The following is a 15,642-nucleotide window of genomic DNA, read 5'->3' on the forward strand; positions in this document are numbered from 1 at the left end:
GGGGTGAGGGTCCCTGGGGCTGGGGGTAGGGGGCCCTCTACCGCGCCACCACCGCAACCGCAGGCGCCGCCGCAGCCACCGCGGGCGCCTCCACCGGCGCCCGCGCCTCGGGCTCGCGCACCGGCGACTCGCCGGGCGTGCGCACGGCGATGTGCGGGGCGATCACCAGCGACATGATGGACATCAGCTTGATCAGGATGTTCATCGACGGGCCGGAGGTGTCCTTGAACGGGTCGCCCACGGTGTCGCCGGTCACGGCGGCCTTGTGCGCGTCCGAACCCTTGTAGACCAGCGCGCCGTCGATCATGGCGCCCTTTTCAAACGACTTCTTGGCGTTGTCCCACGCGCCGCCGGCGTTGGACTGGAACATCGCCATAAGCACGCCCGACACCGTCACCCCCGCCAGCAGCCCGCCCAGCACCTGGGGCCCCATGGCGAAGCCCACGATCACCGGCACGATCAGGGCGATGGCGCCCGGCAGCATCATCTCGCGGATGGCGGCATTGGTGGAGATGGCGACGCAGCGGCCGTACTCCGGCATCCCCGTGCCCTCCAGGATCCCCGGGATCTCGCGGAACTGGCGGCGGACCTCCTGCACCATCGCCATCGCCGCGCGCCCCACCGCGGCGATCGCCAGCGACGAGAAGATGAAGGGGATCATCGCACCCACGAAAAGGCCGCCCAGCACCCGCGCGTTGGAGATGTCGATGACCTCGATCCCCGAGATCCCCATGAACGCCGCAAAGAGCGCCAGCGAGGTCAGCGCCGCCGAGGCGATGGCGAAGCCCTTGCCGGTGGCCGCGGTGGTGTTGCCGACCGCGTCCAGGATGTCGGTGCGCTGCCGCACCTCGGCGGGAAGCTCGCTCATCTCCGCGATGCCGCCCGCGTTGTCCGCGATGGGGCCGAAGGCGTCGATGGCAAGCTGCATCGCCGTCGTCGCCATCATCCCCGCCGCGGCGATCGCCACGCCGTACAGCCCCGCGAACTCGTACGAGCCGATGATGCCCGCGGCGAGTACGAGGATGGGGAGCGCGGTGGACTCCATCCCCATCGCGAGCCCGCTGATCACGTTGGTGGCGTGGCCGGTGGCCGACCCCTGGACGATGGTGTTCACCGGGCGCTTGCCCATCGCCGTGTAGTACTCGGTGATCATGCTCATCAGCGCGCCCACCGCCAGCCCCACCGCCACCGCGCCGAACACCCCCATCGGACTGAACTCCTGCGAGCCGGTACGGCCCATCCGCATCGTGTCCGGGAGCATCCAGACGATCAGGAAGTACGAGCCGACGGCCGTGAGCAGGATCGACACGTAGTTGCCGCGGTTGAGCGCGGCCTGCACGTCGCCGCCCTCCTTGATGCGCACCAGCAGGATGCCGACCAGCGAGAAGACGATCCCCAGCCCCGCGATCACCATCGGCAGCAGGATGGGGCTCATCCCGCCGAAGTTGTCGCCGCGGGCCACCACCTCGCGGCCCAGCACCATCGTCGCCAGGATCGTGGCCACGTACGAGCCGAAGAGGTCCGCGCCCATCCCGGCCACGTCGCCCACGTTGTCGCCCACGTTGTCCGCGATGGTGGCGGGGTTGCGCGGGTCGTCCTCGGGGATGCCGGCTTCCACCTTGCCCACCAGGTCGGCGCCCACGTCGGCCGCCTTGGTGTAGATGCCGCCGCCCACGCGGGCAAAGAGCGCGATGCTCTCGGCGCCCAGCGAAAAGCCGGTCAGCACCTCCAGCGCCCGCTCCATCTCGAAGCCGTTGGGCGAGGCGCCGTCCACGAAGAAGCCGTAGAAGGCGATGAAGAGGCCGCCCAGGCCCAGCACCGCCAGGCCCGCGACGCCCATCCCCATCACCGAGCCGCCCGCGAACGACACGTCGAGCGCCTTGGACAGGCTGGTGCGCGCCGCCTGCGCCGTGCGCACGTTGGCCTTGGTGGCGATGATCATCCCGATGCGCCCGGCGACGGCCGAGAAGAGGGCGCCGATCAGGAACGCGGCGATGATCAGCGGGTGCGACCGCTCGTCGGCGAAGCTCAGGTAGCCGAGGAAGAGCGAGGCGATCACCGCGAACATCGCCAGCACGCGGTACTCCGCGTTCAGGAACGCGCGGGCGCCGTCGGCGATGTACCCGGCGATGGTGCTCATGCGCTCGTTGCCGGCGTCCTGCTTCGACACCCAGCCGGACATCACAAAGGTGTAGACCAGGGCCAGCACCCCAAGGGCGGGGACAGCGTATGCGATCGGATGCATGTGAACGGTGTTGGGGCTACTGAAAAAAAGGACGCGCCCGCTTGCACACCCGTCCGGCCGCCGTGGGGCAGGGGAGGGGGCGCACAGCGCGGGCGCCGTGACGCGCGCGATAGGATGGCTGAAAGAAGCCGGAAGCGCAAGCGGGCCGGGCACGGAAACTCCGCGCCCGGCCCGCCTTCAACGTGTCACGAACGGCTCAGACGCCGTCCTTGTCGTCCGTGTACGTGGGGCGCGGGGGCTCCTGCAGCCCGCCGTGGGCCTCGTCGCCCGTCAGCTGCACCACGCTGTGCCTGCGGCCGTACAGGAAGTAGATCAGCATCCCGATCGCCAGCCAGATGAAGAGCCGCGTCCACGCCTCGGTCGGCAGCCCCGTCATCAGGTACAGGCACGACGCGATCCCCAGGATGGGGAAGAGCGGCACGAACGGCGTCTTGAACGGGCGCGGGCGGTTGGGCTCCTTCACGCGCAGGTACCACACGCCGCCGCACACGATGCAGAAGGCCAGCAGCGTGCCGATCGACACCAGGTGGCCCAGCTCCGATACGTCGAAGAAGCCGGCCAGCAGCGCGCACACGGTGCCCACCAGCATGCTGCTGATGTGGGGCGTGCGGAAGCGCGGGTGAAGGCGGCTGAACAGCGGCGGAAGGAGGCCGTCGCGCGACATCGTGTAGAAGATGCGCGGCTGGCTCATGAGCATCACCAGCATCACCGACGAGAGACCGGCGATCGCGCCGATCTTGATCCACGGCGCCAGCCAGGTGTACCCCGTCGCGTCGATGGCCACGGCGATCGGCTCGCCCACATTGAGGCGCGGGTACTCCACGATCCCCGTCATGATCCCCGACACCAGGATGTACAGCACGGTGCAGATGATCAGCGACCCCAGGATGCCGATGGGCATGTCCCGCTGGGGATTCTTTGCTTCCTGCGCCGTGGTGGACACCGCGTCGAAGCCGATGTAGGCGAAGAAGATGACGCCGCCCGCCGCGATGATGCCGTTGAAGCCGTACGTCCCCGGGCCGGTGCTGGCCGGGATGAAGGGCGTCCAGTGGTCCACCGTCTGGCCCCAGTGCGTGAGCACGTAGTAGCCGCCCGCCAGGATGAACGCCGTCACCACGCCCAGCTTGATGAGCACCGCCGCGTTGTTGAAGCGGGCCGACTCCTTGATCCCCACCACCAGCAGCACCGTCACCGCGAAGATGCCGATCGCCGCGATGGCGTTGAAGCCGCCGTTCGCCTGCGGCAGGGTGTTGATGTCCACCCCCTGCTTGGAGAGCGACTCGGCCAGCGCCGCCGTCTTGCGCACCCACGTCTCGGAGCCGGGCGCCTGCACCAGCTCTCCCGGAGGCGAGGTGAGGCTGGGGGGGAGCACGACCCCCAGGTCACGCAAAAAGGAGTTGACGTACCCCGACCACCCCGCCGCCACCGTCGCCGCTCCGAACAGGTACTCCAGGATCAGGTCCCACCCGATGATCCACGCGATCAGCTCGCCCAGCGTGGCGTACCCGTAGGTGTACGCGGAGCCGGCGATGGGGATCATGGCCGCGAACTCTGCGTAGCACAGGCCGGCGAAGACGCACGCGATCCCCGCGAAGACGAACGCCAGCACGATGGCGGGCCCGGCATGCTGTGCGGCCGCGGTCCCGGTGAGCACGAAGATACCGGTTCCGATGATCGCCCCGATCCCCAGCGAGACCAGGTTCAGCGGTCCCAGCTCGCGTTTCAGCGCGTGCTCGCCCTCCGCGGTTGCGTCCGCCTGCAACTGGTCGATGTTCTTGCGGGCGAAATAGTTCATGGCTGCTCCGGTCTGGGCGGAACCGCGTCCGCGGTGGGGATGGATACAGGCGCGCCGGGACCACGGGGCGCGAGTGGAGCTACTCTGGGTTTCGCGCAATGTAACGCCCGTGTGGCGCCGGTCAAGCGCTCGTTCGGCTCTTTGCGCCCAACATGTACGCCGCGACGGTTGCGGCGGGCCGCGCGGGGGCGTACCATCCACGCGCTGCACCGGGGGCGATCCCGCCCCGCGTACGCCCTGCGCCCGCCGCTGATGCCGAGCCACGACCTCCTCGCCGTTCCCGAATCGCGCGCATTCCCGCTGCGGCGCGTCCTCCAGCGCCTCCTCGCGGCCCGCCGCGTGGTGCTGGTGACCCACGTGGGCGCGGACGGCGACGGCAGCGGCTCGCAGGCGGCCCTCGCGGCCTGGCTGGAGTCGCGCGGCATCGAGGTGGCCATCGTCAACCCCACCCCCTTCCCGGACCTCTTCCGCTTCTGCCTGCACCGGCAGGACGTGGTGGCGGAGATGGGGACGCCGGAGGGCGAGGCCGCCCTGGCCGAAGCCGACCTGTTCGTCGTGCTGGACACCTCGGAGCCGCCGCGCGTGGGCGCCCTGGCCGAGCGACTCCCGCCGGACCGCACCCTGGTGGTGGACCATCACCCGGCCGGCAGCGAGGTGGTGGGCGACACCGCCGTTCAGGACCCCTCCGCCGGCGCCACCGGCGAGATGGTGTACGACCTGATCACGCTGGCGGGCGACGCCGTGCCGCACGCCTCGGCGCTGGGGGCGTACGTGGCGATCGTGAGCGACACCGGCTCCTTTCGCTACTCCAACACCACCCCGCGCATCCACGCCGTCGCCGCGGAGCTCCTGGGCCGCGGCATCGACACGGAGGTGGTGTACCGCCGCATGTTCGCCACCGCGCCGCTGCGCCGCCTGGAGCTGCTGCGCGAGGCCCTGGCCACCCTGCGCACCGACCCTGAGGCGCGCATCGCCTGGATGACGGTGCGTGCCGACACCGCCACGCGCCTGGGCGCCACGGGCGAGGACTTCGACGGCCTCATCGAGCACGTGCGCTCCATCGAGGGCACCGAGGTGGCGATGCTCTTCCGCGAGACGGGCGAGGGCGACACCAAAGTCTCCTTCCGCTCCAACGGCGCGGCGGACGTCAACCGCCTGGCCCGGCGCTTCGGCGGGGGCGGGCACGTAAAGGCCGCCGGCGCGCTGATCCCCGGCGGCATCGACGAGGTCGCCCCTCCCGTCCTGGCCGCCGCCCGCAGCGCCGGCTGAGCGATGCCCGCGGCAAGACGAAGGGGCGCCCCCGCTGCCGGGGGCGCCCCTTCGTCTTTCCCTCCCCCCGGATCAGCGGTAGGGGTGGGCCTTGGCGTAGTTGTACGCGGTGTACGCGGCGATCAGGTGGCAGACCCACCCCAGCAGCCCGCCGGTGCCGATCCACATCCCCGGCGTCACGATCAGCCAGAAGAGCCCGCGCAGGAACTTGCCGTTGTAGATCTGCCCGATGCCGGGGATCAGGAAGCTCAGGAGAGCCGCAATGCCAGGATTTCTCACCGTGTCCTCGCTTTCCAGGTGCGTGCGTTACCCGGCCTCTTCCGGGACGAGGTGCGGTACGGTGGGGGAGCGTGGGAAGTTTCGGGTTCCCACCCCTCCCCCCCGTCCATCCGCGGGTGCCTCCACATCGGGAAACGCGCCGGTCGTAGGGGCGCGATTCATCGCGCCCTCCCTTGCCCCACCTCGACCCCCGCCCCCCGCACCAACCCTGTAGGGGCCGCCCCACGTGGCTGCCCGTGCCCGACCCCGCGAGAATCCACGTCCCCTGCAAACGCCAGCGCCCCTCCCCCAGATGGTTTTCGGGGGAGGGGCCGCGAGGTGACGAGCGGGGGAGGGGCCCCGGAGAGGCCCTACTCCACCTCCGACTCCAGGTACGTGTACCCCGCCAGCCCGTCCACGTAGTCCGCGATGAAGGCGTTGGCCTGCGCGCGGGGCAGCCGCGCGTTCGCCACCTTTTTCCGGAACGTCGCCACCAGGTCCTGCGCGTTGAACTGCACGTAGTTCAGCACCTCGGTCACCGTGTCGCCGTGGACGAGGTCGCCGATCTCGTAGCCGCCCTCGGCCAGGCGGATGTGCACGGCGTTGGTGTCGCCGAACAGGTTGTGCAGGTCGCCCAGGATCTCCTGGTACGCGCCCGTCAAAAAAATCCCCAGGATGTACGGCTCGTCCGGATGGAAGGTGTGCAGCTCCAACGACGGCTTGGCCTTACGCCAACCCACGAAGCTGTCGATCTTGCCGTCCGAGTCGCAGGTCACGTCCTGCAGCGTGCCGCGCCGCGTGGGCTCCTCCCCCAGCCGGTGGATCGGCATGATGGGGAAGAGCTGGTCGATCGCCCACGAGTCCGGGAGCGACTGGAAGAGCGAGAAGTTGCAGAAGTAGCGGTCGATCAGCACCGACTCCAGCTCGGGGAGGATGTCCTCGTACTCCTCCGGGTCCTTGCGCGCCTCGTCCGCCACGCGATTCATGATGGCGAGCCAGTAGCGCTCCGCCGAGGCGCGCTCCCGCAGCGAAAGCGAGCCGCTGTTGAAGAACAGCTGCATCTGCTGCTTGGCGAAGGAGGTGTCGTGGTACACCTCGCGGGTGTTGCGCACGCCCACCTCCTTGAGGGTCGCCGCCAGCTCCTGCACCAGCGCGTGCGCATCCTCGTCCACCGGCTCCGGCTCGCCGGCCACCTGCGTCTCCAGGTCCACCACGTTGATCAGCAGCAGGGCATGGTGCGCCGTGAGGGCGCGCCCGCTCTCGCTGATCACGTGCGGCATGGGGATCTCGTTCTCGCGGCACGCCTCCGCCAGGCCGTAGATGATGTCGTTGGCGTACTCCTGCACGCTGTAGTTGACGCTGGCCGACGAGGTGGAGCGCGACCCGTCGTAGTCCACCCCCAGCCCGCCGCCCACGTCCACGTACTCGATCCCCACGCCGATGGTGCGCAGCTCCACGTAGAAGCGCGCCACCTCGGCCATCCCCAGCTTGATGTTGCGGATGTCCGGGATCTGCGAGCCCAGGTGGAAGTGGATCAGCTTGAGCGTGTCCAGCTTCCCCGCCGCCTCCAGCTTGTCCAGCACGCGCACCACCTGCGACGCGTTCAGCCCGAACTTGCTCTTCTCCCCCGCAGTCTCGCTCCAGCGCCCGGAGCCGGTGGTGGTGAGCTTGATGCGCACCCCCAGCGTAGGCACCACGCCGATCTCGTCGGCCACGCGCAGGAGCGTCTCCACCTCGCTCAGCTTCTCGATGACGATGAGCACCTTGTGCCCCAGCTTCTGGCCCATCATGGCCAGGCGCATGAACTCCTCGTCCTTGTACCCGTTGCACACGATCAGGTGGTCCGCGCGCTCGGTGAGGGCGAGCACGGCCTGCAGCTCGGGCTTGCTCCCCACCTCCAGCCCCACCCCGTGCGCCTGCCCGAACGCCACGATCTCTTCCACCACGTGGCGCTGCTGGTTCACCTTGATGGGGTACACGGTGGTGTAGCCACCCTCGTAGTCGAACTCCTTGATGGCGTGCTGAAAGCGGTCCGTCAGCGTCTCGATGCGGGTGCGCAGGATGTCGGAGAATCGCAGGAGGAGCGGAAGGCGCACCCCCTGCGCCTCCATGTCCATGGCGATCTCGAAGAGGTCGAGCTCGCGCGAATCCTCGCGGGTGGGGCGCACGGCGACGTGCCCCTTGTCGTTGATCTCGAAGTAGCCGACCCCCCACCCCTCCACGTTGTAGAGCTCGCGGGAGTCTTCGATCGTCCAGTCGGTAGCCAGTGCGGCCTCCGGGGTTGGGAGCGTTGCGGTTGTGCGTTGCGGGGGCGCAATTTGGACCCTCTGGCCCCGGAGCGAAAGACCCCGCCCCCGGCTTGTCCGCCGCGGGGGGCCTCCGCTACCTTCCGCCGTCCGGCCCCGCGCCGCGCGGACGCCCGCGTTCGCACAGCCCGAGCGGCCCTCCGTACCCCAGCCGAGATCGTTCTCCCATGTACCGCGCACCGGACTTCTCGCAGCCGCGCTTCCAGTCCGCGCCCGAAGCACGCTTCGCCCCCGCGCCCGCCGACGGCGTCCTTCCGGAAGGCTTCTTCTCCACCACCAACCTCCCCACCTACGTGCACACCGGTGGGGAGTGGCGGCTCCCGCGCGACCCGCGCATGGACGCGGCGCTGGTGCTGGACCCGGACGGCGTGCCGCGGGTGCTGGAGGGGCGCTACGTGCGCGCCGGCCAGAAGGTGGCTATGGGGATGGCCGAGGACGGCTCGCAGGGGATCTTCGTGCACGTGGCGGGGCTGATGGGCGACCCGGACCAGGGCCCCGAAGGCGAGTTCAAGTTCATGTCGAGCGAGGTGTCGCGCGAGAAGCCGACCGACTACGGGGAGATGGCGCGCATCCTGGTGGAGGAGAAGGAGCGCGGCGGCTGCTTCGTGTGGGTGGTGGGCCCCGCCGTGCTGCACTCCCGCGGGCGCGACACGCTGGCCTGGTTCATCCGCAACGGCTACGTGGGAGTGATGTTCGGGGGCAACGCGGTGGCGGTGCACGACATCGAGTCCGCCACCATGGGCACCACGCTGGGGATGAACTCGCGCGGCCTCCCCATGCTGGGCGGGCACGGCTTCCACATGCGCGCCATCAACCGCGTGCGGGCGGCCGGCTCCATTCGCGCGGCGGTGGAGCAGGGGGTGGTGAAGGAGGGGATCATGCACGCGCTGGTGACCTCCGGCGTCCCCTTCGTCCTCGCCGGCTCCATCCGCGACGACGGCCCCCTCCCGGACACCCTGACCGACGCCATCGTCTGCCAGGAGACGATGAAGGAGCACACCCGCCGCGCCACCGGCGTCATCATGATCGCCACCGCGCTGCACTCCATCGCCACCGGCAACATGCTGCCGTCGTACGCGTGGAACGAGGAGACGGGCGAAGTGCGGCCGATTACCACCATCTGCGTGGACTCGTCGGAGTTCGTGGTTTCCAAGCTCAAGGACCGCGGCACCCACCAGGCGTTCGGCGTCATCACCAACGCGCAGGACTTCCTCCACGTGCTGCGCCACTACGTGGAGATCGAGGTCGCCTCGCGGCAGCTCGCCTGACCCGCGCGGCCTTGCTTCCGCCCAACCCCCACCTCGCCGCCGCCCTGGCCGCCGCGGCGGAGCAGACGCCGCCCGAACAGGTGGACCAGGTGTGGATCTTCCCGCCGCGCCCCCTCGGCGCGCGGGAGAGCGGGCTGGCCGTCCTCGCCCTCTTTGCCGAGGCCGACGCGCGGGGGCAGCGCCGCACCCTGCACACGCTCACGTACGAGGCCGAGGCGCTCAAGGGCGGCAAGACGCGCCGCGTGGACACGCGCCAGGAAGAGGGCACCGTTCCCGCGGACCGGCTGGACCGCATCGTGGACGGGATGGTGCGCCGGCTGGGCGGCGGCACCGAGACCCCCGAGGTGCGCGACGTGGGCGGCGACCCCGCGGACTGGACTCGTCTCCTGGCCGAGCTCGCCGGGATGCTTGACCCCCGCTAACAAGAATGATTATCGTTGGGGTGCCGTGAAGTCGGCGAGCTTTCCCGCAAGGAGCCCAGCATGTCGGTAGCGACCTTCGATTCTCCCCCCGTGGCCTCGCCGTACCTCCACCTCTTCCGGCGCTACCTGAAGCAGCAGGGGCTCCCGGTTACGCAGCAGCGCGAGGTGGTGGCGGACGTGGTGTTCAGCACCACCGAGCACCTCTCGGTCGAGGAGATCGAGGCGCGCCTCAGGGAGCGGGGCGAGCGGATCGGCAAGGCCACCATCTACCGCACCATGGAGATCCTGGTGCGGAGCGGCCTGGTGGAGGACCACGACTTCGGCGACGGCTTCAAGCGCTACGAGCACCTCTTCGGCGGGCAGCCGGTGCACGACCACCTGGTGTGCACCCACTGCCGAAAGGTGACGGAGTTCCGCAGCCCGGAGCTGCTGCGCATCAAGGACGCGGTCTCGCGCGAGCACGGCTTCGCCCCCACCCGCCACCGCCTGGAGATCCACGGCCTCTGCGCCGAGTGCCAGGAGCAGGGCGTCACCGTGGCCTACAACGGGCTCACCTGCCCGGCGTGGTAGCCTGACGGAAGTGCGGAGGCGCGGAGACGCGGGGAGGGAACGGAAGAGGGGAGGCTGCGGCGGGACGCGGCCTCCCCTCCGTGCCGTTGACGCACGGGGGCGCACCCGTTCTTTTGCGCCCGCCCACATCCCATCGAACCCGAGCGCCGGACCCGATATGAGCAACGACCTCCCCGAATCGCTGAAGGACCTTCCCTGGGAGCTGCCCCGCAACTTCCTGGGCCTTGAAGGCGATGCCGCCGGGTGGGAGAACGCGGGCGTGGTAATCCTGCCGATCCCGTACGAGTCCACCGTGTCGTACCAGGGCGGCACCAAGCTGGGCCCCGCCGCCATCCTGGAGGCGTCGCGCTACATCGAGCTGTACGACCAGGAGCTGGACGGCGAGCCCGGCCCGGCAGTCGGCGTCTGCACGCTCCCCGCGATCCACCTCAGCTCCGCCGGCCCCGAGGCGGCCGTGCGCGAGCTGCGCGAGGCGTACGACACCATCCTCGCGGCCGCCGGTGACCGGCTGGTGATCGGGCTGGGAGGCGAGCACTCGATCTCCAGCGCCCCGGTGCTCGCCAACGCCGCGCGACTCCAGGGCCGCCGCCTCTCCGTCCTCCAGTTCGACGCGCACGGCGATCTGCGCATGGAGTACGAGGGCTCACCCTACTCGCACGCGGCCGTGATGGCCCGCTGCATCGACGACGCGGACCTGGTGCAGGTCGGCATCCGCGCCATCACCTCCGAGGAGCGGGCGCTGATGCGCGAGCGTGCCCCCGCCATCACCACGATCTTCGCCGAGGAGATGTGGGACAACGAGGAGTGGATCGGCCGCGCCATGGACGCGCTGGGCGACGACGTCTACATCACCTTCGACGTGGACTACTTCGACCCCTCGCTGATGCCCGCCACCGGCACCCCCGAGCCCGGCGGGATGACCTGGTACCCCACCATGAAGCTCCTCCGCCGCGTCTTCACCGAGAAGAACGTCGTGGGCGCGGACGTGGTGGAGCTGGCCCCCATCGGCGGCAACGCGGCGCCGGACTTCGTGGCCGCCAAGCTGGTGTACAAGATGATCGCGTACTACGGGCTGAGGGCGCGGGGTTGAGGGCCCAGCCCTCACCCCCCCCCCGGCCCCCCTCTCCCAAACTGCTGGGCGAGGGGGGAGATCGCCGCCATCCTCGCGGTGCCTCCGCATCCGGAAACGCATCGATCCGTAGGGGCGCGATTCATCGCGCCCACCCTCCGCCTGCTCGATCCCTGCTCTACGCACAGATCCGTAGGGGCAGACCCACGTGTCTGCCCGCCCTCGCCCCCACCGCGACCCACGCCGGTCGCACCCAAACCCGTAGGGGCCGCCCCGCGTGGCTGCCCGTGCCATCCCCCGCGCCGCCCCAAGCCACCGCGCACCGATGCACGCCCAACGCCCCTCCCCCGCAGTTTGGGGGAGGGGCAGCGAGGTGACGAGCGGGGAGAGGGCCCCCTACTCCATCTCCTCGATCCGCTCGATCACCCGATCCATCGTCGCCACGGCCGCACGCAGATCCTCCGCGCCGATGTCCGCGGTCACGCGGTGCGTCCAGGCGTACTGGCGCGGGCGGATGACCTCGATGGCGGCCCAACCCGCGGCGGTGGGGCGCAGCAGCTTGGCGCGGCGGTGGGCGGGGTTGTCGACGTACTCGGTGATCCCCGCCTCCACCAGCGCGTCGGCCAGGCGCTGCACGCTCTGCCGGGTGAGGCCCATCACGCGCGCGATCCCGGACACGGTGCGCGGCTGCTGGAGAACGGCGCCCAGAACCTGCCACCGCGCCGGCGTCAGCCCCGTGGGCCGCGCGATCTCCTCCGCTTCGGAGAGAAAGAGCCCGTTCAGGCGGAAGACGCGCAGGAGCAGCTCCGTCAGCGCGTCGCCCGCCGCCGAACGGACCAGGCGCGGAGCCTCGCTCACGCTTCGCCGCCCCCCTCCAGGGCGTAGAACGCGGACGCGTCGCCGGTGCTGTACAGCCGGTACCACGCATCCAGCACGGGCGGCGCGTACAGCTCCAGCCGCTCGAAGATCAGCCGGGCGAAGTCCAGCGGCGCGGTGCCGCTCGCCGTGATCAGGTCGCCGTCGCGCAGGGCGGGGCCGCCGGCGTAGTGCGCCTGCCCCGCGTAGCCGGGCGCGGCGGCCAGGTACTCCGGCGCGTTGCTCGTGTGCGGCCGTGAGTCGAGGAGCCCGCACCGCGCGAGGCCCGACGTTGCGCCGCAGATGGCGGCCACCGGCACGCCCGCCTCCAGGAACTCGCGCGCCTTCTCAGCCGCCGGGGCGTGCTCCCCCCGGTCCCACGTCTCCGCGCCGGGAAGGATCAGCATCGCGCTCTCGCCCGGCGTCACCTCGTCCAGCGCGAAGTCGGGGAGGATCGTCACGCCGCCCATCGTCCGCACCGGGTCGCGGGTGGCGCCCACGGTGCGCACCACATAGCGCCCGGGATTCGTCTGGTATGCCGGCTGGTTGATCCCGCTGACGGCGTATCCCGGCTCCCAATCCGCCATCGTGTCCAGCACGAACAGGTGCACGGTCTTCTGCTCCATGAGATCCTCCGGTCGGGGCGCGAGTGGATGATGACAGCATCCTGTCATCTGCGGAGGAACGATAGGCGTTTGACAGTCTGCTGTCAACTCTCCCGTCGCCTCAGCCAGCAAACAGCTCCGGGGGTGGACCGCGGGAGGTAAACCCGTTATTTTACATGGCTGCACACCGAGGGCGGGCACCTCCCGTAAGAGGCGCCCGCTTTCGTTTGGTGAAACCTAGACTTCGATCGAGCCCGCACGGGACCGAGATACATATGGCCATTCGCAACATCGCAATCATCGCGCACGTCGACCACGGCAAGACCACGCTGGTCGACCACATGCTGCGCCAGGCCGGTACCTTCCGCGAGAACCAGCAGGTGGCGGAGCGGGTGATGGACTCCAACCCGCTGGAGCGCGAGCGGGGGATCACCATCCTGGCCAAGAACCTGTCGGTCCGCTGGGCCGGCACCAAGATCAACATCGTCGACACCCCGGGCCACTCCGACTTCGGCGGCGAAGTGGAGCGCATCCTCCGCATGGTGGACGGCGTGGTGGTGCTGGTGGACGCGGCCGAGGGCCCCATGCCGCAGACGCGCTTCGTCACGCGCAAGGCGCTGGAGCTGGGGCTGCAGCCGGTGGTCATCATCAACAAGATCGACCGCGGCGACGCCGACCCGCACCGCGTGCACGACGAGGTGCTGGAGCTGTTCATGGAGCTGGAGGCCAAGGATTACCAGCTCGACTGCCCCTTCCTCTACGCCGTGGGCCGCGAGGGCGTGGCGATGTACGAGGCGGAGGACGAGCGCAAGGACCTCACGCCCCTCTTCGACACCATCGTGAAGACGATCCCGCCGCCCACGGGCGACGCGGAGGGCCCGTTCCAGATGCTCGTCTCCACCATCGACTACTCGCCGTACCTGGGGCGGCTCGCCATCGGGCGCATCGAGCGCGGCGTGGCGCGGGTGGGCGAGCCGGTGATCCTGCTGGAGCACGGCCACGAGGGCGACGCGCCCGGCATGGCGCGCGCCCGCATCAGCAAGCTCTTCTCCTTCGAGGGGCTGGAGCGCGGCGAAGTGGAGAGCGCATCCGCCGGCGACGTGGTCGCCGTGGCCGGGCTGCCGAACGTGGACATCGGCTCCACCATCTGCGACCCGGAGCACCCGGAGGCGCTGCTGGGGATCGCCGTGGAGGAGCCCACCGTCTCCGTCGACATGATGGTGAACATGTCGCCGTTCGCCGGGCGGGAAGGGAAGTACGTGACCTCGCGCCAGCTCCGCGACCGCCTGATGAAGGAGCTGGAGAGCAACGTCGCGCTGCGCGTGGAAGACACCGACTCGCCAGACACCATGACCGTGTCCGGCCGCGGCGAGCTCCACCTGGGGATCCTGATGGAGACGATGCGCCGCGAGGGGTACGAGTTCGCCGTGTCGCGCCCCCGCGTGATCCTCAAAAAGGGCCCCAACGGGGAGCTGATGGAGCCGTACGAGGAGGTCACGGTGGACGTCCCCGAAGGGCTGATGGGGCCGGTGATCGAGAAGTTCGGGCAGCGCCGCGGGGAGATGATCGAGATGAAGAACCCCGGCGGCGGGCTGGTGCGCCTGGTGTACCGCGTGCCGGCGCGCGGGCTCTTTGGCTACCGCTCCGAGTTCCTCACGGACACGCGCGGCGAAGGGCTCCTGCACCACCGCTTCCTGGAGTACGGCCCGTACGTGGGGAACATGAGCACCCGCAACCGCGGCGTGCTGGTGAGCATGGTGGACGGCGAGAGCGTGGCGTTCGCGCTGGGCAACCTGCAGGAGCGCTCCACCTTCTTCATCGCCCCCGGCCTGCCGGTGTACGAGGGGATGATCGTGGGCGAGAACTCGCGCCAGGGCGACATGGAGGTCAACGTCGCCAAGGGGAAGAAGCTCACCAACATGCGCGCCTCCGGCTCGGACGACAACGTCCTGCTGGAGCCGCCGCGGATCATGACGCTGGAGGACGCGATGGGGTACATCGCCGACGACGAGCTGATCGAGGTGACCCCCAAGGCGCTGCGGCTGCGCAAGCGGCTGCTGAGCGCCAGCGACCGCAAGAAGGCATCCCGCGCCAGCGCCTGAGCGGTTCCAGGCCGGTGGCGAGCGCGCCGTTCCCACACGGGAGCGGCGCGCTCTTCGTTTGTGGCGGAACGGCAGGAGAATGACGCGGTATTTGCGTATGCGGCGCGGAACGGTTATTCAAGGCTTGACAGGCCGGGGGCGCCGCTTACTTTCGTCGCGCGACGAGGACCGGTCGGCACCGGTCCGCGCCTCTCTTCCGTATCCCGCCTACCATGGAGACTCTGGCAATGCCGAACGCGATGGCTCACCCGGCGACCGGTGAGGAGCTCGACCTCGAGGACGCGATCTTTGCGCGCTTCGAGGACGAAGAGGACGACGAGTGGAGCGGCGATGGCGAGGAGGGATGGGAAGACGAGGACGACCTCGACGAGGACGACGAGTGGGACGACGAGGACGACGAGGAGTGGGACGAGGACGATGACGAGTGGGCCGAGGGCGACGACCTGGAGGAAGACGAGGTCTGAGCCCGCCGCGCGCCGGACCCGCTCCGGCGCCCGCGATGGATGCGGGCGCCGGAGCTTTTTTCCGAAAAACCTGCGAGCGCGGGATGCCCCAAAACGGCTCCGGCTGGGGGGTTGACACCTCCACGGGAGCGGTGTAAGTTTCACCCTCTGCACCGGGGTTGGTTGCCGGTGGGCTGATTGAAAACCAGGGTAATGGGTGTCCGTGTGGGCCTCGCCGGGGGCGTACCTTCTCCCGGCACGTGCGCAAGCACAGAGGCTCTGTTAAAGGTAAGTAGAAACCGAACGAACGATACAGTCGTTTGTTCTCTGGAGCTGTTTGAACTCATGGAGAGTTTGATCCTGGCTCAGGACGAACGCTGGCGGCGCGCTTAACACATGCAAGTCGTACGGGATCAGGGCTTCGGCTCTGGTTCA

At 69.7% G+C, this 15,642-nt stretch carries 13 protein-coding genes and 1 rRNA gene; 8 read left to right on the top strand and 6 right to left on the bottom strand.

All coding sequences use genetic code 11. From position 1 onward, the window contains the following. Positions 1–37 precede the first annotated feature (37 nt). Positions 38–2,245, bottom strand: a complete 2,208-nt coding sequence (locus VF584_02180) for a sodium-translocating pyrophosphatase (GenBank protein HEX8208968.1) — start codon at positions 2,243–2,245, stop codon at positions 38–40. A gap of 196 nt (positions 2,246–2,441) precedes the next feature. Further along, positions 2,442–4,040: an amino acid permease gene (locus VF584_02185; protein HEX8208969.1), complete on the bottom strand. Its 1,599-nt coding sequence runs from the start codon at positions 4,038–4,040 to the stop codon at positions 2,442–2,444. A gap of 252 nt (positions 4,041–4,292) precedes the next feature. On the opposite strand from VF584_02185, the gene VF584_02190 reads away from it, so the two are divergent. Beyond that, positions 4,293–5,309: a bifunctional oligoribonuclease/PAP phosphatase NrnA gene (locus VF584_02190; protein ID HEX8208970.1), complete on the top strand. Its 1,017-nt coding sequence runs from the start codon at positions 4,293–4,295 to the stop codon at positions 5,307–5,309. Between the two features lie 72 nt (positions 5,310–5,381). Here VF584_02190 and VF584_02195 read toward each other — a convergent pair whose 3' ends face one another. Both VF584_02195 and speA read right to left on the bottom strand, forming a co-directional pair. Then, the gene (locus tag VF584_02195) at positions 5,382–5,588 is read right to left on the bottom strand and encodes a hypothetical protein (protein HEX8208971.1); all 207 of its coding nucleotides are present in this window, start codon (positions 5,586–5,588) and stop codon (positions 5,382–5,384) included. A gap of 350 nt (positions 5,589–5,938) precedes the next feature. Next, positions 5,939–8,095: a biosynthetic arginine decarboxylase gene (gene speA, locus VF584_02200; GenBank protein HEX8208972.1), complete on the bottom strand. Its 2,157-nt coding sequence runs from the start codon at positions 8,093–8,095 to the stop codon at positions 5,939–5,941. Here speA and VF584_02205 point away from each other — a divergent pair. The 4 genes from VF584_02205 (at position 8,041) to speB (ending at position 11,223) form a co-directional block, all read left to right on the top strand. Then, positions 8,041–9,141, top strand: coding sequence for a hypothetical protein (locus VF584_02205; protein ID HEX8208973.1), 1,101 nt, complete (start codon positions 8,041–8,043; stop codon positions 9,139–9,141). The genes speA and VF584_02205 overlap by 55 nt on opposite strands. An 11-nt stretch (positions 9,142–9,152) precedes the next feature. Continuing rightward, on the top strand, positions 9,153–9,563 hold the full coding sequence (locus VF584_02210) for a hypothetical protein (protein ID HEX8208974.1): 411 nt from the start codon (positions 9,153–9,155) through the stop codon (positions 9,561–9,563). A 60-nt stretch (positions 9,564–9,623) separates the two neighbouring features. Further along, positions 9,624–10,133: a Fur family transcriptional regulator gene (locus tag VF584_02215; GenBank protein ID HEX8208975.1), complete on the top strand. Its 510-nt coding sequence runs from the start codon at positions 9,624–9,626 to the stop codon at positions 10,131–10,133. Between the two features lie 157 nt (positions 10,134–10,290). Next, the gene (speB, locus tag VF584_02220; protein ID HEX8208976.1) at positions 10,291–11,223 is read left to right on the top strand and encodes an agmatinase; all 933 of its coding nucleotides are present in this window, start codon (positions 10,291–10,293) and stop codon (positions 11,221–11,223) included. A gap of 375 nt (positions 11,224–11,598) precedes the next feature. On the opposite strand, the gene VF584_02225 is transcribed toward speB, so the two are convergent. Together VF584_02225 and VF584_02230 are read right to left on the bottom strand one after the other, a co-directional pair. After that, a complete protein-coding gene (locus VF584_02225) occupies positions 11,599–12,060 on the bottom strand; it encodes a MarR family transcriptional regulator (protein HEX8208977.1) in 462 nt (153 codons plus the stop codon). Beyond that, positions 12,057–12,683 (bottom strand): type 1 glutamine amidotransferase family protein, encoded by a 627-nt coding sequence (locus VF584_02230; protein HEX8208978.1) that lies wholly within the window; start codon positions 12,681–12,683, stop codon positions 12,057–12,059. Before VF584_02230 ends, VF584_02225 begins: the two co-directional genes overlap by 4 nt. A 254-nt stretch (positions 12,684–12,937) precedes the next feature. Here VF584_02230 and typA point away from each other — a divergent pair, with 254 nt between their 5' ends. The 3 genes from typA to VF584_02245 form a co-directional block, all read left to right on the top strand. Beyond that, positions 12,938–14,764 (top strand): translational GTPase TypA, encoded by a 1,827-nt coding sequence (typA, locus tag VF584_02235; GenBank protein ID HEX8208979.1) that lies wholly within the window; start codon positions 12,938–12,940, stop codon positions 14,762–14,764. Positions 14,765–14,991: 227 nt separating this feature from the next. Further along, positions 14,992–15,228, top strand: coding sequence for a hypothetical protein (locus VF584_02240; protein HEX8208980.1), 237 nt, complete (start codon positions 14,992–14,994; stop codon positions 15,226–15,228). 321 nt (positions 15,229–15,549) lie between these two features. After that, positions 15,550–15,642: ribosomal RNA gene (locus VF584_02245) — 16S ribosomal RNA — on the top strand; the annotation flags it as partial.

Source organism: Longimicrobium sp. (genome assembly GCA_036389135.1).
Lineage (GTDB): Bacteria > Gemmatimonadota > Gemmatimonadetes > Longimicrobiales > Longimicrobiaceae > Longimicrobium.

Coding starts and splice junctions, on each gene's coding strand:
- VF584_02180 (HEX8208968.1), bottom strand. CDS start 2,245: ATGCATCCGATCGCATACGCTGTCCCCGCCCTTGGGGTGCTGGCCCTG.
- VF584_02185 (HEX8208969.1), bottom strand. CDS start 4,040: ATGAACTATTTCGCCCGCAAGAACATCGACCAGTTGCAGGCGGACGCA.
- VF584_02190 (HEX8208970.1), top strand. CDS start 4,293: ATGCCGAGCCACGACCTCCTCGCCGTTCCCGAATCGCGCGCATTCCCG.
- VF584_02205 (HEX8208973.1), top strand. CDS start 8,041: ATGTACCGCGCACCGGACTTCTCGCAGCCGCGCTTCCAGTCCGCGCCC.
- VF584_02215 (HEX8208975.1), top strand. CDS start 9,624: ATGTCGGTAGCGACCTTCGATTCTCCCCCCGTGGCCTCGCCGTACCTC.
- speB (HEX8208976.1), top strand. CDS start 10,291: ATGAGCAACGACCTCCCCGAATCGCTGAAGGACCTTCCCTGGGAGCTG.
- VF584_02230 (HEX8208978.1), bottom strand. CDS start 12,683: ATGGAGCAGAAGACCGTGCACCTGTTCGTGCTGGACACGATGGCGGAT.
- typA (HEX8208979.1), top strand. CDS start 12,938: ATGGCCATTCGCAACATCGCAATCATCGCGCACGTCGACCACGGCAAG.
- VF584_02240 (HEX8208980.1), top strand. CDS start 14,992: ATGCCGAACGCGATGGCTCACCCGGCGACCGGTGAGGAGCTCGACCTC.